Source organism: Pseudomonas sp. GW821-FHT02H06, from assembly GCF_059421525.1.
The window spans coordinates 242,633-263,650 of record NZ_JBWKVD010000002.1 but is presented as its reverse complement, the minus strand read 5'-3'; the positions used below and the strand labels follow the sequence as shown (position 1 = coordinate 263,650).

The window sequence follows — 21,018 nt, the reverse complement described above, 5'->3', positions numbered from 1 at the left end:
TGAGCTTTCATGCAAATGATCCCCTCATCCATTTGACGCCGCCGTCCGCTTTCACCAAGCTAGCCGCCTTCGCATGATTCTCAGGAAACACCCCGCGTGATGACCACAAGCCTGCACTGGCGCCGTTTCGTATTTTGCCTCGCTCCCCTGATCGCCCTGCTCGCCGCCTGTGACGGCGGTGCGCCGAAGACCAAACCCTCCGAAGCGACGACCTACGTCAGCGTCGAGTGGGACAAACTGCCGGCGGTGAACGACACCGACCTGATGGCGGGCTACAACAGCTGGTTCTCGGCGTGCAAGCGTCTGGCCAAGGACCCGGTCTGGGGCGGCACGTGCGCCCTCGCCGCCCAAGTGCCACAAAATCCTGCGGCGGTGCGCGACTTTCTCAAGAACCAGCTGCAGGTCTACAGCCTGCGTTCCTCCGAGCACGGCGCCAACGGGCTGATCACTGGCTATTACGAGCCCATCTACAAAGGCAGCGAGCAGCGCAACGACGCACACCCGGTGGCGGTGTATGGCGTGCCCGATGACCTGATCATCGTCAACCTCGACAGCATCTATCCCGAGCTCAAGGGCAAACGCCTGCGCGGGCGCCTTGACGGCCGGGTGCTGCGTCCCTACGACGACGCCGCCACCATCGGCAACAAAGGCGCCAATGCCCCCGTGCTGGCCTGGCTGGAAAACCCCATCGACCTGCAGTTTTTGCAAATCCAGGGATCGGGTCGGGTTCAGCTGGAGAACGGCCGTCAGCTGCGCATCGCCTATGCCGATCAGAACGGCTACCCGTACAAGCCGATCGGCCGCTGGCTGGTGGAGCAAGGGCAATTGACCAAGGACGAAGTGTCCATGGGCCGCATCCGCGACTGGGCGATTGCGCACCCCGAACGCGTGAATGAACTGCTGGGCAGCAACCCGAGCTACGTATTCTTCACTCAGCGCCCGGACAGCACCGAAGGCCCGCGCGGCTCGCTGAACGTGCCGCTGACCGCCGGTTACAGCGTGGCGATTGATCGCAAGGTCATCCCCCTCGGCAGCCTGTTGTGGCTGTCATCGACCCGCCCCGACGGCACGCCGCTGGTACGTCCGGTTGCGGCGCAGGACACCGGCGGCGCCATCGCCGGCGAAGTCCGCGCCGATATGTTCTGGGGCACCGGCGACGCGGCCGGCGAGCTGGCTGGCAATATGAAGCAGCAAGGGCAGATCTGGATGCTGTGGCCTAAAGGCGCGGCCCTGCCGGATGCCAAACCCAAGGACTGATCGAGCTGAACCGCCGACTGATGCGCCTCTCGCGTCAGGCGGCGTGTATCGCGGGTTGAACTGAAATCGGTTTCAGGTATCACAGCATGCTTCTTCCCGGAAACCCTTCTCGATCTCCCATGAATACCTCAGACACCCCGCATGACTTCAACATGGGCTGGCTGCTCTTCGCCCTCGCCATGGGCGCGTTTGCCATCGGCACCACCGAATTTGCCTCGATGACCCTGCTGCCGTTTATTGCCGGCGATTTCCAGGTCACCCAGCCGCTCGCCGGGCACGCCATCAGTGCCTATGCATTGGGCGTGGTGATTGGCTCACCGGTGATCATGGTCCTCGGCGTACGCCTGCCGCGACGGGCGTTACTGGTGGCCCTCGCTGCCTTCATCGGAATCGCCAATGGGCTGAGTGCCGTGGCGCCTTCGCTGCCGTGGCTGGTGTTCTTCCGCTTTCTGAGCGGGTTTCCCCATGGCGCGTATTTCGGCGTGGCCATGCTGCTGGCCGCGTCCCTGGTGCCGAAGAATCGCCGCGCCCAGGCCGTCTCCCGCGTTTTCATGGGGCTGACCATCGCCACCATCATCGGCGTGCCGTTCGCCACCTGGATCGGCCAGACCATCGGCTGGCGCTGGGGAATGGCCATTGTTGCCGGGCTGGCTGCCATCACGGCGGTGCTGATCCGCTGCCTCGCCCCCGCGTCCCCTGCCCAGGCCGACGCCAGCCCGTTGCGCGAACTCAACGCCCTTTGCTCGCGGCAGGTGTGGCTGACCCTGGGCATTGCCGGGATCGGCTTCGGCGGGATCTTCTGCGTGTACACCTATCTGGCCGCCACTCTGATCGAGGTCACCCATGCCTCGAGCTTCATGATTCCGGTGGTGATGGCGGTGTTCGGTCTGGGTACCACGGTGGGTAATCTGATCTGCGGCTGGGCCGCCGACCGCGCCACCATGCTCGCCGCTGGCGTCTCGCTAGGCTTCACCGCGCTGGTGCTGGCGCTGTATCCCTCGGCCACCGATAACCTGTGGCTGCTCATTCCGCTGGTGTTTTTCATTGGCTGTGGCGTGGGCCTGGCGGCGATCCTGCAAACCCGCCTGATGGACGTTGCGCCCCATGCGCAATCTCTCGCGGGTGCACTGGTGCAGAGCGCGTTCAATATTGCGAACGCCATTGGGCCGCTGGCGGGTGGCGCCGTGATTGCGGCGGGATACGGTCTGCCGGCCACGGGCTATGCGGCAGCGGCATTGACGCTGGGCGGTCTGGGCATGTGGTATTGGGCGCTGATGGATGCGCGGCAGGGTGATCGCCGCGTTGCCCGGCAGGCTTCCGGGTCAGTCTGAAGCCGCGAGCTGTTTGATTGCGCGGTTGATCCGAGCTCTGCCCTGACACTGCGTCCGGGCGAGCTCCAGACCTGTCACACGTTGGGGTCTGCCTCATCGGGCGACGGGAACAACGTATCGACCTTGTGCTTGCTTGAAGTGCGAACCGGCGCCATGGCAGCGGACTCCGCCAGGCGTGTGGCCATTTCCCAGTGACGGGATTCCTGCCCTTCAGGCTTGCCTTCGGTCTCCCAGATCAACTGGGCCAACTGACGAACAGTGTCTTCGTCGACATTCATGCGTATCCCCCATTGATGCTTGCGCAGGACATTGGCCGGCGCCAGAGCGGTGCCGAATCCAGCCTCCGCTACGGTACCCGCCATGAATAGTACCAGCCGATAACGAGGGTAAATGACGGGCGTGCAAAGGCCGGCGAACGCAAGCCGGCCGCTGGTCGGACTTAACGGATCCACCGGAAATCGGCGGCGAACCACGATGGCCTCCTCAATCCCTGTTGCGTTTGAGCAACAGGCTGGCAACCAGGCCCAGGCCTGCAGCCACGCCGACGGCGGCCCAGGGATGGGTCGTCACGTAGGATTTGGCATTACCCACCGCACGGGTCAGCGCAGGTTGGGCTTCCATCTCGATCTCGGTCACTGCGCTGGTGCCGCGGGCCAGAAAATCCTTCAGCCGCTCACGGGCCTGGGTGGTGCGATCCTCATTCAAGGCATCCCCTGCCGCCAGCAAGGCATTGGTCTCGTCGAGAAAAGTGTTCAGCTCGGAACGGGTTTTCTGATAAAGATCGTCACGCAGTTGTTCGGTGATATCGCTTGCCATAATAGTTTTGCCTCCTGGGTGTGAGAAAGGTTGACTAAATCGCCAATCGATTCGTTCCAGTGACTTCGAAAAAACCTCTTTTCGCCGCACCGCAATTGATCATGCACCGCTCGCGGTGCAGCCTGAAATCGGATTCAACAGCCGTATGACGTATTTAAAAGGGACTCAATGAAAGTCGTGCCGATCCTCGAACTGCCAGCTGATCAACAGGCCAGCGTTCGGCAACTGCGCAACCAGCCAGACGTGCGCAAGTTCATGTACACGGACCATGAAATCGGCGAGGCCGAGCATCTGAACTGGCTTGAGGGGCTGCGTGACAGCGCCCGGCAGCAGGTCTTCGCCATCGTGATGGAAGCTGCGCCCGTTGGCGTTGTGTCCCTGAGCGCCATCAACACCACCCACGGCACAGCGGACTGGGCCTTTTATCTCGACACCACGCTGCAGGGCAAAGGCCTCGGCAGTCAGGTGGAGTTGTGGATGCTCGACCACGCGTTCGGCGCCGCAGGACTGGAAAAACTCAATTGCGAAGTGCTTGAGATCAACCCGGCGGTGATCAAGATGCACCAGAAATTCGGCTTTGTGATCGAGGGCGTACGGCGGGAACACATCGTGCGCGATGGCAAGCGTATCGACGCCGTGCTGCTGGGTATCACCAAAAGTGAATGGCAGGCGCAGCGGCCCAAGGTACTAGCCGCGGTGGAGCGGATTGCAGGACGTCGCTAGCGCATTGTGCAGAAATGCGCGCCCATGCTTGGCTTGATGCGGATGGAGCTGTTCGCAGATCAGGCGATGTTAAGCAGGCGAACCGCCGGGCGTTCATCGGCTTTGCAGTACAGATAGTCGCGCCATTTTCTAAAAGCGCTCTGCTGCCGCACGAAAGCCTCTTCCCATTGCATGCCGCCGATGTGCTCGACGGGGATAGACATCATCTGCTCAGTTGCCTGATCCAGCTCGCTGATCAGGTCGAGTGCGTTAGGAATATCGTTGGTCTGAGGTCTCATCCGGGGCACCTTATTTTTTGATTAATGAATGGAGTACCCAACCCCTTGTTAGTGCTCGCGTTCCGACGAGTGGCTCGTTTGTTTAACACATTCGTCGTGTTGTAAGAAAAACCCCACGCTGGGTGGGGTTTGGTGTGACATCGGCCGCTAGCTGTTACCGGGAGAGGGCTCTTCGTCCTCGTCGACAGGCGGATTGTCAGGAATCTCCATCTCATCCAGCCCCTTGTTTCGGGCTGCGATGGCGGCATCCTCTTCGTTGTCGATGCCTTCAGCCGAGTCGGCACTTGCGTCGGGATAGACCTCTTCTTCGCTACCCGGCTCGGCAGGGCCCTGATATGCGTTATCTGGCCCGTTGTCTTCGATACCCATGATGACCTCCAGTACGAGTCGCAGGAAATCTGCGCTTACAGGACAGAGGTGCATCAGGAAGGATTAGTGCCCGGTGGAAGATGAATGGCGCGTGAAGCCGATGGAAACTGATCTGCCGGTCATCGCGATCAGGCCGGCCTCCAAAGGCGCATTTCAAGATCTGCCCCCGGAGCCAGTCTGTTCCCCGGCTCCCCTCTTTGCCCAGCCAGTCGCTCGAGATGACTCTTCAACAGGCCTGTACACTGAGCAACGCACTGAATGCGACGAACAAAAAAACCGCCGAAGCGGTTTCTTTTGTGCAGCCCACCGTGGGGGTCGTCACACCTTGAAGCGAGCCACCATGTTCTGCAGCGTATTGCCCAGGCGTGCCAGTTCCAATGTCGAGGCAGCACTCTGCTCCGTCGCGGTAGCAGACTGGTCAGCGACGTCACGAACACTGATCACGCTGCGATTGATTTCGTCGGTCACCGCGCTCTGCTCCTCGGCCGCAGCCGAAATTTGCTGGCTCATCTGCTCTATCGTGCCAATGGAATGCGTAATCTCTACGAGGGCTTGCTCGGCCTGCCGCGCCAGCTCGACGGTGCCCTCTGTTCGCCGCATGCTGGCGTCCATCAAACTCGACGCTTCCACAGTGCCGTGCTGGAGGGCCTGGATCAGCGCTTCGATTTCAGTGGTCGAGCTCTGTGTCCGCTGGGCCAATGACCGGACCTCGTCGGCCACCACTGCAAAGCCGCGACCCTGTTCGCCGGCGCGTGCAGCTTCGATGGCGGCGTTGAGTGCGAGCAGATTGGTCTGCTCCGCCACGGCCTTGATCACGTCGATGACGCTGCCGATCTTATCGCTGTCATGGGTCAGACGCTGCATTGCCACGCCCAACTGCCCGACCTCTCCAGACAGCTGACTGATTTCCTTGGTTGCATGCTGTACGACCGTGCTGCCATGGGCCGCACGCTCGGTCGCTTGCCGGGCCGCACGCGACGCATCCTCGGTGTTTTGTGCAACTTCCTGCACGGTTGAAGCCATTTCATTCATGGCAGTTGCCACCTGGTCCACTTCCAGTTTCTGCTGGGTGACGCCAGCGCTGGTCTGTTCGGTCGCGGCCGACAACTCTTCGGCGGCGGTTGCGATCTGGGTAATGCCCTGCCCGATGCCACCAATCAGTTCACGCAAGGAAGACGTCATGTGCTGCATGGTGTTTTGCAGCAGGCCCAGTTCGTCTTTCCGGTCTGTGCCAATGTCGTAGGTCAGGTCGCCATCGGCGATGCGACGGGCAGCGATGACGCTGTCGTTCAGTGGACGAGTGATCTGGCGGGTGATCAATGCTGCGGCGAGAACACCCAGTAACAGCACCACTAACGCAACACTGAACAACTGGATGATCGCATTGCTCTTTTCATTGTTTGCTGCAACGACCTGGGAGGCCATCAAGTCCTCGACACTTTTTACGGTGTCGGTCGTGAGCTTTTGTAACGCGTCACGTATCTGGTCATTTTGTTGCAGCATCTGCGAGATCGTCGCCATGTTCTCCTTGTACTGCCGGAGCGCGACAAGCGAGGTGTCAACTGCTGCAGTTGACTGCGCGGGTAACTGGCTTCGGGCTTCAGCCACCTGGCTAACCAGCGCGTCGGCAGTCGCAAAAGTGGCCTGGCGATTGTCTTCGGTAGGAATGCTCAAGTAGCGACGGAATACCAGACGGAAGTTGGTCATACCATTGCGCAGGTCGCCTGCAATTTTCACATGGTCGATACCGGCCTGGTCTGGCGAGTTTGAAGCATCGTCCAACGTCTTCTGCAGCAGGCTCTCGAAGGTCGCGCTTACTTCATCCGAGACCTTGATCAACGGTTTCATCGCCCCATCGATTTTCTGGTTGTTGCTGACCAGTTGATCGAAGGTTTTCTTGAGTTCTGCTGCCTGGTTATCGATCCCCCTGAGCATGTCCACGTTTTTGGCGACGGTCAGGATCTGCAAACCTTTATCGATGGTGCTGTTCAATGACGCAAGGGCAACGCTATACGCTTCCGCAGCGCCGGCACTGGGGCTGGCCGCGTAGGTTTGCGACGCCACTTTAACGTCGAGCATATCGGCTTTCACTTCAGCGACCCTGGCTGCTTTCTCCAGTCGCTGGATAAGCAGGTTCGCGCTGCCATAACCAATCCCGGTAACCACCAGAACGCCCAGCAGAATGGCACCAAAGCCCAAGCCGAGCTTCTTGCTTACTTTCAAATTATCCAACCAGTTGGATCTCATCGCCTTTTAACCTTTGATTTTTTCGTAATGCTCTGTTATCGACTCCTTATATAAAAAGTTAATCAAAAGGATCATCGTTAAAACTGATGATTTAGTTCGAATTTCTCTATCGATCGTGGTTGATCACCCTCGGCCCCCGGCCAGGCTTCAGAACCCGGGCTCCGCGTTCGGGAGGGTTGAAGGGCACGCCCAACCTCATTCGAATGGCTGATTTTCGCCATTCGGGAGCGGGTGCCACGGTGGAATTAAGGGAAACCACGTGCAACGCTCGTTTCTGACAGCGATGACCCTAATTGCACCTCACGATCCACAGCTGACCGATTTGTGTCGTAAAGCTCTGACTCATCAGATCCCGCCGCATGGCCCACTCAGGGGCAGCCGGCACACTCGCCGCGCGCAGCGTTCCACGCCCCCACTTGGCATTGATCTCATCCAGCACGTTCATCACCTTCTCGGCTTCCACGGGTTGCGAATGGGCGAACAGGTCGTCGGTAAATTCGCCGGGCTGCCGCAGGTCCATTAAAAGGACTTCGGCCTTGCTGTATTTGAAGCCTTCCCGGAATAACCGGTTGACCGCTTCCGTTGCCGCTTTCGTCATCAAGCGCACGTCATTGGTGGGGTACGGCAATTCGACCAGAGCGCCGTTGGCATATTTGGCCTCCTCAGGATTGAACATCCCCGTTCGGATACTGACCCGGATTTTTTTGCACAACGAGTTCTGTGCCCGGAGCTTTTCCGCGGCGCGCTGGGTATAGGTGGCGACGGCTTCCCTGATGGGCTCGATAGTTGTCAAACGGCTGCCAAACATTCGGCTGCAGCAGATCTCTTGCTTCGGCGGATCGGCTTCCCCCAACTCCAGGCATGGAGTTCCCGACAACTCGCGCGCAGTCTTCTCGATCACAACGCTGAATTTCTGCCGCAGCGTCCAGGGATCGGCCTTCGCCAGATCCATCGCGGTCTTGATCCCCATGACTTCGAGATGGGCCTTCATGCGCTTGCCCACGCCCCACACTTCGCCGACGTCCGTGTTACGCAACGTCCAGTCACGGTTGAACGGATCGCAGATATCGACCACCCCGCCGGTCTTCGCCAGCAAGCGTTTCGCCGTGTGATTGGCGAGCTTTGCCAGTGTTTTGGTGCGGGCTATGCCCACGCCCACCGGAATGCCGGTGCGCTTGTAGAGGGTCGCCCGAATCTGCCTGCCGAACGCCGTCAAGTCGCCGGGGATGCCAGACAGGTCAGCGAAGGCCTCGTCGATGCTGTACACCTCCAGCGCGGGGACCATCGATTCGATAATGCTCATGACCCGCTCGCTCATGTCGCCATACAGCGCGTAATTGCTGCTGAACGCGATCACACCGTCTCGGCGCAACTGGTCCTTGATCTGAAAGTAAGGCGCACCCATCTTCACGAAGGGCTTTGCGTCATAGCTTCGGGCAATCACGCAGCCGTCGTTATTCGACAACACCACGATGGGCGTTTTGGCGAGGTCAGGCCGAAAGACGCGCTCGCAACTCGCATAAAAGCTGTTGCAGTCGATCAGCGCAAAGACGGGCTCAGGCTTTGTCATGATCGCGAACGCTGAATCACCACGCCCCAGATCACCAACTCATCCCCTTCCACCACATGGCGAGAGGGGTAGTTCGGGTTCTCCGACTTCAGAACAACCTCTTCCCCCCGCATGTGCAGAGCGATGCGCTTCTCGATGTGATCAGCCGCCGGCGATGGAAAGCCGGCAGGTACGTTAAAGGCATAAAGACGCAGCTTTTCGCCGCTGGCCGACAGTGGGCCGAGAACAGTGACGCTCATGATGCAAGCCTAGTTGTAAATAACTGTATTTATATACAGTTAACGTTCTGGCCTGCGTCCGGTCAATGTTCTGTGCAGGAAATTTCGACGGGTGACCGCATGTGCGGACGCTGCTCGATCCAACAGCCTATGGAACATTGCCTCAAGAAGCTTGCGCCAGAGCAGTGGATGTTTGATGAATACGACTTTTGGCCGATCGAGTGCTACAGCGTCGCGCCGATGACTCGGGGTTGAGGTTATGAAGATGTGCGGCATGCTAGCCGCGCAATTCACTTGGTTCGAAGTGGCAAGGACGTGGGAGTGTAAGAAATCAAAGGATGCAGTGGGTCGATCCCCCTTGAAGAACCTGTCGAGTGATCTGGATAATCAGCTTCAGGCGACAGAGGCGCGTAGCGTGCCGATCAATGCCAACCGATGGCTGCGTCATTCATTATGAAAGTCAAACTTACAGGGAGAACACGATGAAACTCAGGATCCTGGCACTGGCCATCGCAGTTGTTATGCTTTCGGGGTGTAACCATTTCAGCCAGGGCGATTATCGGGGCATATACAGAGCCGGAACCATCCCTTGCAATGGCACACCGCCGAATCAGCCAGGCTGTTATTGAAGGCACACATCCCTTAGGTACGTCTGAGCAACGCTCAAACCTGGTTCCAGGCGGGGCTCAGACAAGTCCCGCAAAACTTACGCGCATGAAAAAGCCCAACCTGAGAAGGTTGGGCTAAGTCATTGAAAAATATGGTCGGGACGGAGTGATTCGAACACTCGACCCCTAGCACCCCATGCTGGGGACCATAGTCCAGCAAGACTTTGTTTAATAAGGAAATACCCACCTAACCGGCGTCGCAAAATATGGCCCTTCTTGTGGCTTTGCAAACGAAAACACGCGGCCTCCAGAGTAGGTTTTGCGCACTCGCCAGGAGTTCTGTATACCCTCTTCTCCCGTTTTCCAAAGCTCTGCCGTCCTTCAGCCTCGGTCACTGATTTGACGTTAAGGGGTGGGGTGGTGACCCGTTTTCTGGCCGCTGTAACGTCATGTGTGAGAAGTTTTTTCGCCTAAGACCAAGGTCTCATCCAAGCTTTGCGAACGGTCGGCTATGCTTCAGACAACAAGATCACACACTATAAAGGAGGGCAGGATGCCCCAAGTGAACGGACGAAGCCTGAATCAAATAGCGAAACTTCAGGCGATGGTGGAGTGGCATCTTGAGATGGCCGCTGAGTTGGAGCGCTCCGGCAAGTTCGATCAGGCACGCATCCATTTAATTCGAGCAAACCTATTGAAGCCTGCCGCGACGCCCCTGAGTTAACGTAACTGAAGCGTGGCTCGAGGCCCATGCGCCGTTATTAGCGTTCCGATACTTTTTAAAACCCCCCGAGCTACAGACGGCATGAACGCGGAGCGTGCGTTGCGTTTCGGAACTGATTTCGCCCACCAGCAGGAACATCCCCAAAGCCAGACCCGTGAAATCGACTATGCTCGCTAAGCCAATCTCTACCGAGCCAAGCAACTATGTGGGCGCATTGTCAACATACGCCCCTTTGTCAAAAACGAAATTAGTCGGGGCTCCGAACGCGCTTCAGTCTCGAAAGCGATACCGGCGCATGCGACATAATTCTGAGTGCGTTGATCCAAAAAACTAGGGCAATAATTCCGGCAATTTGCTTACCCGGATCTACCCGCCTTGACCGTTTGATACGCAAAAAAATGGTACGAGATCCTTAGTCCCGCCGTTGCCTCACATCGGCTACATCCCCTTCCCGGCGTTCTGCCAACGATTACTAATCACTCTTCCGCCACATGGCCATACGCTGCATCGGCGTGAACAACATCTCCCGCAACTCCTCCTCATCAATGAGGCCTATCCGGTGTAATGCTACAGCGTGGCCTGACCAGTGGTTGCGGGCGATCTGTCGCCGCCGCGATATCGATCAGGTCATCCCGAATTTCAATTCCGCGCGCCTCCAGGCTCGTGCTCAATTCCTCCCATGATCACGGATGCTGTGAGTAACCACGCCCCAGATATCGAAGTCGTCCCCTTCCATGATGAAGCGGTCGTGGTATTTCCGGTTCGCGGAGCGCAGCACCACGTGGCAACCCACAAAGGCGAGGTACTTGACCAGCGGTTGTTGGTTGACCACGCCGATGATGACCTGCCCGGCCTTGGCATCGATCCCCTTGTCGACTATCAGCAGATCACCACAAAAGATGCCAGCCCCCTCCATACTCTCGCCCTCAACCTTCACCAGGTAAGTGCCCGGCGCGCGGATGTTCAAGAGCTGGTCCAGTGAGATATTCAGGTGGTCTAGGGATATATAGTCATTCAAAGCGGCACCACCACGACTGGAAGTAGAACGCCTCTTCGATCTGCTCGATGCCGGAGATGATCAGGCCCTGGGTACCCATGCTCGTCACACTGGCATCGATAAGCCTTGGCAAAGCATCCCGCGCGTGCCCGACGCAGTTCAAAATGAAGGCTTCTCGGGTGATGCGGCCGAGGGCGGAGCACTGAGACTCAACGATCTGCACGTCGCCTTTGAACGTCGGGAGCTTGCTGAGTTGGTCTTTCGGTATGGCGACGCCCATTTGGCGGCGCGGGGTGATAAGGACGTACATGAGAATGCTTCGCTTAGTGATGCTGTATATGCGTACAGTTAACTAAGCGGGACGAATGCGGTCAACACTGTGTAAGCCAATTTGCGACAGGTGACCTCATTCGCGGACGATACTCGATCTACGAGCCGATGGACCATCACCTCAAGAAGCTTGTCCCAGAGCAATTGGTCATCAATGGATATCACCTTTCGCCGATCGGACGCTACAACGATCTGCAATGACTCGTGTCGAGATAATCAATTCGACTGAAGGCGAATTGAACGTTTATAGGCATCAGGTAAGGGGCCGCTATCTGGCCGAGCGCTTTTTTTCGGTCGAAAGGGAGATGGATGAAGGCGGGGGCTGCCCGGTCAATACTGCGAGGCGCTCTTCGAAAGCTCGAGTGTAAGCCTCAGCCAATATATTGAACTGCTGCGGGGTGACAGCTTTCACCAACCCGAGCCCTACGCCGAGACCAAGAGCGCGGCCATGAGCATGGCTCAGACCGGCGACGGTTTCCGCGTTCCAAATACGCTCGAGGCCAGACTCCAGCCCCCATTGGAGATCGTGGCCCAGCCGCAACGCGCGTATAACGCGGAGCGGATCAGATGACGAATTAAGCAAGCGGTACGCCATGCAGCTCTTCTCTGCCGGTTGAGTTCGAAGGCGCTCATACCGTCTCAGGATTACTGCCAGTCAACGTCCCCTAAGTCAGCAGCTGACGAAAGTTCAAACCGTCCCAATCCCAAATTTGACAGATCCGCCAAAGAGTCAGGCGCGACCCGAGACTCAAACTCCGGCCCTGTCGCCAGCTGATCGCCGTTTCGCTCGATTTTAGGCCATACATCGAAGAACAAGCAATCTGGGGCTTGCTCTTGGAATCTTAAGGCAGCGAAACCTTAACGACGTCGGAGGCGATGATATTTGTCACCGCCAAGCCCACTGGAAATCGATCTAGCTGTGTCGCTCCGACTCACCTAACCCTAACTCCAAGAGCGCATGCATTCATCGATAAAGGGCTTACGGCAGGAAAATCACGGAGCTGTCGTGAGCTGATTAAAGTCGGAATTGCGCCACCAACGTGTTGAATGAAATTGCCAGCCGCGATAGCTCCTGACTCGAGGCGCTCGTTTGGTTGGCGCCTGCCGCCGTTTGAGTCGAAAGATCCTGGATGTTTACTAGATTTCGGTCAACCTCGCGCGCTACCTGGGCTTGCTCCTCTGCCGCGCTGGCTATCACCAGGTTTCGTTCATTGATCTGGCTGACGCCTTGGTTAATCCGTTCCAAAGCCAAACCGGCCTCAGTCGCGAGCTGCTGAGTACTTCGCACGAGATTTTGGCTTTTCCCCATGGCCTGCACTGCATCGTCGGCGCCGCTACGAACGCGGCTGATCATGGCTTCGATCTCGCCAGTCGAGGTCTGGGTGCGGTGGGCCAAGGCACGAACTTCATCGGCCACTACTGCAAAACCACGACCTTGCTCGCCCGCCCGCGCTGCCTCAATTGCCGCGTTGAGCGCGAGGAGGTTTGTCTGTTCAGCAATGCCACGAATGACGTCCAAAACCTTTGTAATTTCGTGGATTTGTCCGGCCAGCGCTTCTACCCGCTGCGTCGAGTCAGTAATTTCCTCAGTCACGGTATTGATGGCCGTCACAGCCTGCTGGACCTGTTTCTGACCTTTCGACGCGTCCTCAGCGGTTTGAGTGGAGATTTGAGATGTGCTGACAGCGTTACGTGCCACTTCTTCCACCGCGGCCGTCATTTCGTTAACTGCAGTTGCCGCTTGTTGAATTTCATCGTTTTGCCGAACCAGTCCACGAGTGCTGTCCTCTGTAACGGCAGTTAATTCTTCGGCTGCTGAAGCTAACTGGTTTGAGGCATCTGCAATTTGCTGCACGGTGCCCTTGAGGTTGCTTTGCATATCGGACAACGATCGCAGCAGTTGTCCGGTTTCATCAGTACCACGAACTTCGATGGGGTAGGTCAGATCGCCATTAGCAATGCGACCTGCACCTTCGACAGACAAGAATATCGGGCGTGTGATCATGCCTGTGACGATCAGGCCAAGCGCTCCAGCGCAAACCATAGCGATTAAGCAACCTATGACAAGCACCCAAGTCACCTGCTTGTTGGCATTATCACCATCCACCATGACCTCAAGAGCCTGCCGAGAGTTGGAATCGATTATGATATTGAGTTCTGCAATGACCTTGAGATATGCGGGTGTTACGCTGGTCGCACCAAGCATTCTAGCCTGTGCAATGTCGCCATTTTTGAGCGCAGCGTAACCTGCATCCACAGCTGCAATGTAAGCCGGCCAATCACGTTCAAATTGATCGCCTGCGGCCCGTTCGTCCGCCTCAAGGGGAGTAGCGCGATATAGCTTAAACGCAGCTTGGGCCTCAGACTGATTGTCGTGATATGACTGGATGACGACGTTTACATCATCAGCACTGGCGGCAGAAGCCGTCAGCACAATGGCCTGGAAGAAATCGCGGTGGGTGGCAACAGTGTTTGTCTTTATTGCGTTGGTTTTCTGGATTGAGACAAGGTTATTTGTGACAGTATCCTGCAGCTGGCCATACAGCTTGGCGATACCGGACTGACCTAGCCCGGCGACAATCAGGGTGATCATCGCGCATAAGCCAAAGGACAGTAGCAGCTTCGATTTTAGCTTAAGCTTTCTCAGCCAGGACATATAAATCACTCATTAGGAGATACAAAATGGTTGGTGAATCCAGGTTCTGCAAAAAGCATAGCGGCCTAGATGCGGAAAACTTGAAGCATGTCAGCGGTGCGCAATTTCCGCCGATTCAGTATTAGTCAAAGCCGCACCACTATGTTTCCACCTCGTGGGCAGCGTGAGCAGTTCGTGGTACTCGGCCATCGTGCGGTGATAGATGAGTGGGGACGCGCCGCAGACAGACGTGGTGATGCCTGAACCTGGCTTTCCCCCGCCCCTTGTCTATTCTTAAAACGGGCTTCAGCAGTACGAGGCCTAGCCCGCCAGGCCCGCCTACCTTCTCTGGCGGGCTCCTGCTGCCGGGATCTGTACCGCGCATTCGACTCGCCGAGTCGAGCACACCCCCTACACCTTCCTGATTCCGAACTGGCCAGCCTTCACACGAACACCCTGCAGATTGACGCCGGTAGCCAGATACAACCCCATCCGGGCGGTCACCAGTGTCTCCGATTTGTCGACTGTAGCTCGCTGGGTCTCAAGAGCTCCCGAGAACACGGCTGGCAAGGTGAAAGGCTCCTGGTACTTGTCCATTGAGCGGTAATAGATCGTCGTTGAGGCGCCGTTCACCGGCTTCGTGAAGATCAGCTCGGCCTCCCAGCCAAGTATCGCGCGCGATGTCCCGGCGATTTCAACTGCCGATACCATCTCGACCAGGTCACCAGCCAGCAAACTGTCGAGCGTGACGTTGGCGTTTGGCTGCAGGTAAATATAGCCGCCTGCGGCTGTCATGCTGCCGTTCAGTTCAATGCATTGCACCTCCCCGTATTGACCTTGCTCTTTGTACCAGCGAGTGGTGACGCCAGCCAGGCCAGAGCCGGCCGCCTTGTAGTTGTCCGCCAGCACCGAACCGGCCACCGCATTGACGCCGGCTGGCAGCGTACCGCCCACGCCGATCATCAGAGGGTTGGCGTTGAGACAGCCGAATGGGCGAATTGCCGAGTACAGATCGGCGGCATCTGTAGGCAATGGCACGCCGAAGAATTCGAAGTTGGCGTTGATGATCGGCACGCAACGGGCCTGGAAGAAGTCAGCGCCTATCATGTTCAGGTGAAGATCATCGACAGTCATGTCCTGTGTGAACCCATCCCAGACGTTGACCACCGGCACGAACTGGCTGACATAATTCAGCACCCAGTCCTTGTAGGCAATCGCGTCCGTCAGCGCTTGGCCGGTCAGCGCCTTGGTGCCGAATCGAGGCGTGCCGGTCCCGACGATCAGGTATTTGCCAGGCGTATTCTGGAAGGCGGTGATAACCTTCATCACGTTCGCTTTGCTGTCCGCCAGCGTCATGCCCGGCGTGGTGCTGTCGTTGGTGCGCGATAGCAGCATCCACAGATCTGCAGTGGCCGAAGTCAGACAAGCCGGAAGCCGCGCCATAAACTGCCCAGTGTGGTCGCCAACCTTTCCTTGATTGTCCAGGTAGCTCGGGAACAGTCCGGTCTTCGCCGCAATCGCTCCAGCGTAACCGTAGGCTTCAGTGCCAAACGCCTTGGGGTCAACGGTGTGGCAGTTCGCGCTGAAGCTGTCGCCCAACAGTCCGAGACCGCGACGGATGCGGCGGCGAGCCACCGCATTGCTGATCAGAAGGCTCATGAGTAAATCTCGAATACCGCACCGGCCGATGGCGTAAAGCGTGTTTGCGAATAACCAAGATCAAGACGCCAGGCGCCGTCCTGCGCGAACACATCAGACACAACCCAATCGGTGCCCACCTGCTTTTCGACCTTTACACTTCCACCGTTTGCTTTGACCGCGAGCGTCACCGGTGCCAGGCTCGCGGGGGCGATATATTGTTGGGATTGCATCTTCTTCTCCTAATCTGAATCTGTACTGAGGGCAGCCTGATGATCGGCGCGATCAAGGCACGTCGCGGAAGAAAATATGGTTGCCAAGCTTCAGCGTCCGCTTTGCCTTGGCCGCCCAGTCCGGCGCCTTCGGCATGGTGGTCGCGTAGTAGTGGGTCGCCCCGCCAGTGGGGTCTGGGACATTGCCGTCGATTACCTGGTCAGCAGCAATGCGGCACTGCGCCAGCTCGCGGAAAGGGATCGCGCGCGCGCCGCTCAGAAACTGATAGTTCGGGTCGCTCCGGTTCCAGCAACTGAACTGGTACGGCTTCTTGCAGACGCCGGCGTAATCCTCGCCCCACCACGATTTATCCTTGCCGTCGTCCACGCGGTTGCGGATCGTCCAGGCCACGGCGACCATCCCGGCGAGGCCCTCCCCGCGCGCTTCACCCCACAGAGTTCGCGCCAACACATCACGGTCTTTTTCAGTCACTGTCATCACTTTTCTCCAGGCGTAAAAAAGCCCGCGAAATAGCGGGCTGGATCTATAACTATCTGTTCAAGGGGGTTTTCACCAGTGCGTGGGCGCGCGTAACCTAATGCGTCAACTGGAGATCAAGATGTCACTAAGCTACCGCAGGATCACCGGCATTGAGAGACCTGCGCACTTCAAGGAGCGCAACGTAGAGGTGGTGCTCAAAATCACGGCGGGCGACGGTCAGCAGTATTTCTTCGACTCAATTGAAGAAGCAGCGCGATGGGCACGGCAGCTCCATTTGCTAGACCTGACTCCTGACTCGCCTAGGCAGCGCCATGGCCCAAGACGGCGCCCAAGAAACTAAGTACGGAACCGCCGGGACATCCACCCCTGCTTCGACTAGCCATATGCATTCTGAGTAGTAGAGGCCTCGGGTACAGCCTTGGACGTGATCGTGACCTTTGCGGAGTAGCTGTTCAGGAGCTGGGCAGTCCGGACGATGGACTGAGGGAAGGCCTGGAGAATCTCCCGCGCCTTGGCATCTGCCTCTTCCGCAGTGGCGTACTCCTGCTGGTTGTTTGGGTCGTAGGCGTTGCTACCGTTGATGATGATAAAAGGCATTTCATTCTCCAGCGTTTGATTAGAAGGTTGATGTAGCGAGTTTCGAAAATTGTTTCAGTTATATGGGAATGGAAGATTGGAAGTCGCCACCACAAGAGCAACTGGATAGCGGTCAGTTGGAAGAGCCGCTACCGATCCGGGCGACGACATTGCACCGCTATATGCTCCGTCTGTCGTTGCACCAGCAGGTCCGAACATGAAACTGACGCCACCAACTCCCCCGTAGGCGCCCTCAGACATACCCACCAGCTGTGGATTGACGCCGGTGAGAACATCAGACCAATACCCGGCACAACCTCGTGAGAAGTTTAGAAAGGCCGCATATTCGACGCCCCCGCCCAGCGCGATGTCGACCACGTAGTGCGCAACAGGGTCAACCGAGGCGGACTGCCTTCGGATCACTTGCCAGCTACCGCCTGCATAGGGGCCAGAGAATTTGCCAAATTGGTCCACCGCCGCTGGGCCGGGGGCCTGCACAGTGGCAATGATATTCAGCGGCACCTGCAGCGAATTGAATGAAACACTTCCGTCTGCGCGGCGCGTCTTCAGCCAGGGCTTGTTTCCAGCTACGTTGTCTGACATGAGATCAAAGACGTAAGCCTTCGTCGAAGTACTCGCACCGCTGAACAGGAGTTTGAGCGTATTGCCTGACCGCGTTGTCCCTTGAAGCGTCCCCTTGCCCACCAGAAACACGATCGGATTCAACGCATTGTTAACGGTGATCGAAAACATCTGATCGCCAGCGCGGAATGAATCGTCGTAGCTGGAGCCTTTATCAGGATCTAGGTTGAGGCCTCTCAGGTACTTCCGAGGCCACGTTTCATCCGCTACGAGGTATGCGCTTTTCACCAAACCGTGCGTGATGTACTGCGTGTCGAAAAGCACGGTTCCATCAGTTTTTCTGACAATGAGACCAGCCATTAATAAGCCCCGTAAAAAATGCGGCAATTGGCTGAGAAGTAACCCCAGCCATTTGTGCTGTAGGAGTAAGACCAAGTCAGCGAGGTGCCGGAAAGTGTCACGCCCGGCTTTTTTCCTTTCTCTCGCTGCAGGTCAACCAACGGGACCACCACGTAGTAGAGCTGCTTGCCAGCCGGGGGCGGCGGCAACGAGGCGCTGCCGTTCGCCCCATTGGTGTCCACCCATCCCATGTTCTGACTGATCCTCATCGTCATATCGAGGATCACCTGCCCGGAACTGTTTCTCAGGATCAGACCGGCCACGTCATACCCTCAATTCGAACATGACGACGTTATTCACGACCCCGAAAATGCCCTCGCTGTTGACCTGGCAATAGCCATTACCCGCATTGTTGCGGGTGATAACCTGGCCCGCGACCATGTCGAGCGTCATTATCTCCGCGCCATTCGAAGCCTTCGCCGCAGACCTGAGATAGCTACCAACGACTGCCTCCGTGATCGTTGCTTTCTTGATCACGGCGTCGGACATGAACACCTGCCCGCCTTCGATGATGAACGGCGACGTAACGTTGCCAGCCACATCGCGGATGACAGCGAATCGGTCCGCTGCTACCACGAACTGCGACTGGGTGGTGCCAGCGTTGTTATCCAGGCTGATACCGAAGCCAGCAACGTATTGCAGCCCGTTTTGGGCCAGATTCAGACGCACGCTGTAGGCTGCGGAAATCTTGCCGTTACTGTCCGCGATGGCCTGAGCTTGCGTCTGCAGCGCTGCACCCTGGTTTCCGACCACCGAGTTCAGGTTGTTGATTTGCGAAGCCTGAGAAGTGATCGTGTTGCCTTGCGACGTAACAGTCGTCTGGAGCGAGTTCAGTGCGGCTGAGCTCGCCTTTGTTGCAAGGCCGGTGCTGCCGTTATTGACCGTGCTTTCCAGCGAGGTGATGCGCGATGCACTGCTGGTCGTCGTACCTTCAACAGTCGACACTCGGGTTGTCAGGCTGTCGAGTGCTGAAGCGCTGGCCTTCGTCGCAAGCCCGTTGGTAGTGCTGTTGACCGACGATTCCAGGCTAGTGGTTCGGGTAGCTATGCTGGTGACAACCCCCTCTGCCGAAGTAACCCTGTTGGTCAGAGCGTCCAACGCCTGGGCCGACGCAGCGGCGGCCCGGCGCCCCAAGGCGATATAGGCGATATCGATGATTGCCGTGGTGTCGGTGTTGTTTTCCAGATCCAAACGGATCGCGAAGATCCCAGTCTTGCCGTACCACTGGGCGTGGCTGGACAGGTTCAGTTCGATGTCTTGCCAGTCCTCGCTGCCTGTGATCGGGAAGTTAATTCGGCGTGCTTCTGCCAACCCCCCATCCTCGTTCGCCCAGTACATCGAGCCTGTCGTGCGGGTTGTGTTTTTACGACGGAAGCGGAAGCGCACGAAGGGGTTCTCGGTGCCGTTCGCCTTCCCGAACGAGTCGGTAGCCTGGAGATTGGCCAGGCCGGTAAGGGTCGAGTAAGCCGGGCCAGCCGTGAATGTGCCCACGGGCGAACCGCCATTGCTGGTCGCGTACCAGTTGCGGTTATTGCTCGAGAACTCCCAGGCAATACCGGCCACGAATGGGGAGGCACTGCCGATGCTGTTCTTGAGCGACACGATATCGGCGCTGTTGCTGGTCAGCGACTGACCCTGCTGGGTGACGGTCGATTGCAGCGAGGACACGGCGGTCGAGGTCGCGGACTGTTGGATCTCGACGCCTTGGACCGAAGGCGAATACGCAGTCGGCACCGTGCCCTCCTGGAGCTGGACGTTGTCGATCTCCATCCACATGTCGGTTGCCGCTGCGCCAGACCTGTTGAAAAGGCGCCCCGGGTAGACCTGCAGGCGCGTCGCTCCAGCAGGCGCGATGGCGGTCATGCTCAGTCGTGTGAAGGAAGTCCCCACTGCCGTCTCAGCAAGCTGCGGTGCCGAGACCACCGTCCCGCCCTCGTTCACGAAAACCATGTACATCGCGAAGCGGGCGCTGGCACTCGACAGCCGCGCGTAGACACTGAGGGTGTAGCTGTTGCCTGCTACTACCTTCGGCCTCGGCCCATCTTCAGGTGCAAAGGTCGGGCCGATGTATCCGTTGACAATCAGGGACGGCTTCGATAACCGAATGGCCTTGGTGCTGGAAGGCAGCGGCGAGTCGACCCACGTGAAGACAGGCAGCGCCCCGTCACCCATGTCGCCACGCCAATACTGGGGACGGTTGGCATCGATTGGCGAAGGGAGCTCAAAGGAGCTGTTGCCTAGCAGGTTGTCGCCGCCAGCACTGCCGATGCTGTTGTTCAGAGTGACGAGCTGGCCGCTGACGCTGGTCAAAGTGGTTTCGGTCTGAGTCACACGCCCGCTCAGCGCGCTTGTCGCCACTGCGCTTGCGTTGATATCAGAGGCGTTTACCTTGCCGTTATCCTTCCACCCGCTCATGACCGGTGCGATCTCCAGCTGCATCCGGTCCCACTCGCTAAAGCCGCTGATCGCAGATCCGTTAGCCGGTCCCCGGGTGCGGAACAAAACGCGAACAGAAACAGTGCCGGCTGGGGCAGGAGCAGTGGCGGTTCGGCTCAGACGTTTCCAAGCGTCAGTACCATCGGCCGTAGTGGGGCCATCGGTGCTGATTATTTGCCCGGCCGCGTTCCTGTACTGGATGTAAATCTGCGCGAGAATACCGACCGTAGAGCGGAAGTGGCCGGACGCCGTGACTACGGTGCCCGGGGCGACCTTAGGCTCGACATCAACGTTGGCGCCCACGTCGGCATAGGCGTTGCCGTCAGCCAAGGTCAGGTTAGTCCGCTGCGCTTTGCCTGCTGTATCCAGGGTCGAGGCCACCAACGATGTGACGAGGTTGGTAGCGTTACCGACGATGGACCAGCCGTCCGCCACCAAAGCCGGGTTGGTCGGCCAAGGCTTATCAAACGACGGGTTGTAGTAGAGGTTCTCGCCGCCGACGCTCGCGAGGTTTGCACTGATGGAAGTGATCGCGCTGCCAGCGGCCGTCAGATCGGTGCCTTGCTGCGT

Annotated in this window: 19 protein-coding genes and 3 pseudogenes; 4 read left to right on the top strand and 18 right to left on the bottom strand. The window is 58.0% G+C overall.

Features of this window, described 5'->3' with window-relative positions:
- Positions 1–99: 99 nt before the first annotated feature.
- Both mltA and AC07VF_RS04415 read left to right on the top strand, forming a co-directional pair.
- Positions 100–1,257, top strand: coding sequence for a murein transglycosylase A (gene mltA, locus AC07VF_RS04420; protein ID WP_192172280.1), 1,158 nt, complete (start codon positions 100–102; stop codon positions 1,255–1,257).
- A 119-nt stretch (positions 1,258–1,376) separates the two neighbouring features.
- A complete protein-coding gene (locus AC07VF_RS04415; RefSeq protein WP_495008197.1) occupies positions 1,377–2,588 on the top strand; it encodes an MFS transporter in 1,212 nt (403 codons plus the stop codon).
- Between the two features lie 74 nt (positions 2,589–2,662).
- Here AC07VF_RS04415 and AC07VF_RS04410 read toward each other — a convergent pair whose 3' ends face one another.
- Positions 2,663–2,950 (bottom strand): DUF2934 domain-containing protein, encoded by a 288-nt coding sequence (locus AC07VF_RS04410; RefSeq protein ID WP_346629884.1) that lies wholly within the window; start codon positions 2,948–2,950, stop codon positions 2,663–2,665.
- A gap of 121 nt (positions 2,951–3,071) precedes the next feature.
- A complete protein-coding gene (locus tag AC07VF_RS04405) occupies positions 3,072–3,404 on the bottom strand; it encodes an ElaB/YgaM/YqjD family protein (protein ID WP_192171937.1) in 333 nt (110 codons plus the stop codon).
- A gap of 168 nt (positions 3,405–3,572) precedes the next feature.
- On the opposite strand from AC07VF_RS04405, the gene pseH reads away from it, so the two are divergent.
- On the top strand, positions 3,573–4,127 hold the full coding sequence (pseH, locus tag AC07VF_RS04400) for a UDP-4-amino-4,6-dideoxy-N-acetyl-beta-L-altrosamine N-acetyltransferase (protein WP_495008196.1): 555 nt from the start codon (positions 3,573–3,575) through the stop codon (positions 4,125–4,127).
- Between the two features lie 59 nt (positions 4,128–4,186).
- Here the strand turns inward: pseH and AC07VF_RS04395 are convergent, their stop codons facing one another.
- The 6 genes and pseudogenes from AC07VF_RS04395 to AC07VF_RS04370 all read right to left on the bottom strand — a co-directional run bounded on the left by AC07VF_RS04395 (position 4,187) and on the right by AC07VF_RS04370 (position 8,830).
- Positions 4,187–4,405, bottom strand: a complete 219-nt coding sequence (locus AC07VF_RS04395) for a hypothetical protein (protein ID WP_192171939.1) — start codon at positions 4,403–4,405, stop codon at positions 4,187–4,189.
- Between the two features lie 147 nt (positions 4,406–4,552).
- Complete coding sequence (locus AC07VF_RS04390) at positions 4,553–4,774, bottom strand: hypothetical protein (protein ID WP_495008195.1); 222 nt, start codon at positions 4,772–4,774, stop codon at positions 4,553–4,555.
- A gap of 318 nt (positions 4,775–5,092) precedes the next feature.
- Positions 5,093–5,956: a methyl-accepting chemotaxis protein gene (locus AC07VF_RS04385; protein WP_423574839.1), complete on the bottom strand. Its 864-nt coding sequence runs from the start codon at positions 5,954–5,956 to the stop codon at positions 5,093–5,095.
- Positions 5,948–7,021 (bottom strand): annotated as a pseudogene (locus AC07VF_RS04380) (methyl-accepting chemotaxis protein); the annotation flags it as partial. The pseudogene AC07VF_RS04380 and the gene AC07VF_RS04385, both read right to left, overlap by 9 nt.
- 289 nt (positions 7,022–7,310) lie before the next feature.
- Entirely contained in the window at positions 7,311–8,591 is a 1,281-nt protein-coding gene (gene umuC / locus AC07VF_RS04375) for a translesion error-prone DNA polymerase V subunit UmuC (protein ID WP_495008194.1), read from the bottom strand.
- Positions 8,578–8,830 (bottom strand): annotated as a pseudogene (locus AC07VF_RS04370) (LexA family protein). The gene umuC and the pseudogene AC07VF_RS04370 overlap by 14 nt, the downstream one beginning before the upstream one ends.
- 1,140 nt (positions 8,831–9,970) lie before the next feature.
- Here AC07VF_RS04370 and AC07VF_RS04365 point away from each other — a divergent pair.
- Entirely contained in the window at positions 9,971–10,141 is a 171-nt protein-coding gene (locus tag AC07VF_RS04365) for a hypothetical protein (protein ID WP_346628381.1), read from the top strand.
- Between the two features lie 667 nt (positions 10,142–10,808).
- Here AC07VF_RS04365 and AC07VF_RS04360 read toward each other — a convergent pair.
- The 10 genes and pseudogenes from AC07VF_RS04360 to AC07VF_RS04315 form a co-directional block, all read right to left on the bottom strand.
- On the bottom strand, positions 10,809–11,108 hold the full coding sequence (locus AC07VF_RS04360; RefSeq protein ID WP_495008193.1) for a LexA family protein: 300 nt from the start codon (positions 11,106–11,108) through the stop codon (positions 10,809–10,811).
- A 43-nt stretch (positions 11,109–11,151) separates the two neighbouring features.
- Complete coding sequence (locus AC07VF_RS04355; RefSeq protein ID WP_495008192.1) at positions 11,152–11,448, bottom strand: hypothetical protein; 297 nt, start codon at positions 11,446–11,448, stop codon at positions 11,152–11,154.
- A gap of 1,035 nt (positions 11,449–12,483) precedes the next feature.
- The gene (locus AC07VF_RS04350; RefSeq protein WP_346628384.1) at positions 12,484–14,124 is read right to left on the bottom strand and encodes a methyl-accepting chemotaxis protein; all 1,641 of its coding nucleotides are present in this window, start codon (positions 14,122–14,124) and stop codon (positions 12,484–12,486) included.
- Between the two features lie 390 nt (positions 14,125–14,514).
- On the bottom strand, positions 14,515–15,762 hold the full coding sequence (locus AC07VF_RS04345) for an SGNH/GDSL hydrolase family protein (RefSeq protein ID WP_495008191.1): 1,248 nt from the start codon (positions 15,760–15,762) through the stop codon (positions 14,515–14,517).
- Entirely contained in the window at positions 15,759–15,974 is a 216-nt protein-coding gene (locus AC07VF_RS04340) for a hypothetical protein (RefSeq protein WP_346628386.1), read from the bottom strand. The genes AC07VF_RS04345 and AC07VF_RS04340 overlap by 4 nt, the downstream gene beginning before the upstream one ends.
- Positions 15,975–16,026: 52 nt before the next feature.
- Positions 16,027–16,452, bottom strand: coding sequence for a cell wall hydrolase (locus tag AC07VF_RS04335; protein WP_495008190.1), 426 nt, complete (start codon positions 16,450–16,452; stop codon positions 16,027–16,029).
- 378 nt (positions 16,453–16,830) lie between these two features.
- On the bottom strand, positions 16,831–17,052 hold the full coding sequence (locus AC07VF_RS04330; protein WP_495008189.1) for a hypothetical protein: 222 nt from the start codon (positions 17,050–17,052) through the stop codon (positions 16,831–16,833).
- Positions 17,053–17,106: 54 nt separating this feature from the next.
- On the bottom strand, positions 17,107–17,973 hold the full coding sequence (locus AC07VF_RS04325) for a hypothetical protein (RefSeq protein ID WP_495008188.1): 867 nt from the start codon (positions 17,971–17,973) through the stop codon (positions 17,107–17,109).
- Entirely contained in the window at positions 17,973–18,275 is a 303-nt protein-coding gene (locus AC07VF_RS04320; RefSeq protein ID WP_495008187.1) for a hypothetical protein, read from the bottom strand. Before AC07VF_RS04320 ends, AC07VF_RS04325 begins: the two co-directional genes overlap by 1 nt.
- A gap of 1 nt (position 18,276) precedes the next feature.
- Positions 18,277–18,732, bottom strand: a pseudogene (locus AC07VF_RS04315) (DUF1983 domain-containing protein); the annotation flags it as partial.
- Between the last annotated feature and the right edge of the window lie 2,286 nt (positions 18,733–21,018).

Coding starts and splice junctions, on each gene's coding strand:
- mltA (WP_192172280.1), top strand. CDS start 100: ATGACCACAAGCCTGCACTGGCGCCGTTTCGTATTTTGCCTCGCTCCC.
- AC07VF_RS04415 (WP_495008197.1), top strand. CDS start 1,377: ATGAATACCTCAGACACCCCGCATGACTTCAACATGGGCTGGCTGCTC.
- AC07VF_RS04410 (WP_346629884.1), bottom strand. CDS start 2,950: ATGGCGGGTACCGTAGCGGAGGCTGGATTCGGCACCGCTCTGGCGCCG.
- AC07VF_RS04405 (WP_192171937.1), bottom strand. CDS start 3,404: ATGGCAAGCGATATCACCGAACAACTGCGTGACGATCTTTATCAGAAA.
- pseH (WP_495008196.1), top strand. CDS start 3,573: ATGAAAGTCGTGCCGATCCTCGAACTGCCAGCTGATCAACAGGCCAGC.
- AC07VF_RS04395 (WP_192171939.1), bottom strand. CDS start 4,405: ATGAGACCTCAGACCAACGATATTCCTAACGCACTCGACCTGATCAGC.
- AC07VF_RS04390 (WP_495008195.1), bottom strand. CDS start 4,774: ATGGGTATCGAAGACAACGGGCCAGATAACGCATATCAGGGCCCTGCC.
- AC07VF_RS04385 (WP_423574839.1), bottom strand. CDS start 5,956: ATGACGTCTTCCTTGCGTGAACTGATTGGTGGCATCGGGCAGGGCATT.
- umuC (WP_495008194.1), bottom strand. CDS start 8,591: ATGACAAAGCCTGAGCCCGTCTTTGCGCTGATCGACTGCAACAGCTTT.
- AC07VF_RS04365 (WP_346628381.1), top strand. CDS start 9,971: ATGCCCCAAGTGAACGGACGAAGCCTGAATCAAATAGCGAAACTTCAG.
- AC07VF_RS04355 (WP_495008192.1), bottom strand. CDS start 11,448: ATGTACGTCCTTATCACCCCGCGCCGCCAAATGGGCGTCGCCATACCG.
- AC07VF_RS04350 (WP_346628384.1), bottom strand. CDS start 14,124: ATGTCCTGGCTGAGAAAGCTTAAGCTAAAATCGAAGCTGCTACTGTCC.
- AC07VF_RS04345 (WP_495008191.1), bottom strand. CDS start 15,762: ATGAGCCTTCTGATCAGCAATGCGGTGGCTCGCCGCCGCATCCGTCGC.
- AC07VF_RS04340 (WP_346628386.1), bottom strand. CDS start 15,974: ATGCAATCCCAACAATATATCGCCCCCGCGAGCCTGGCACCGGTGACG.
- AC07VF_RS04335 (WP_495008190.1), bottom strand. CDS start 16,452: ATGACAGTGACTGAAAAAGACCGTGATGTGTTGGCGCGAACTCTGTGG.
- AC07VF_RS04330 (WP_495008189.1), bottom strand. CDS start 17,052: ATGCCTTTTATCATCATCAACGGTAGCAACGCCTACGACCCAAACAAC.
- AC07VF_RS04325 (WP_495008188.1), bottom strand. CDS start 17,973: ATGGCTGGTCTCATTGTCAGAAAAACTGATGGAACCGTGCTTTTCGAC.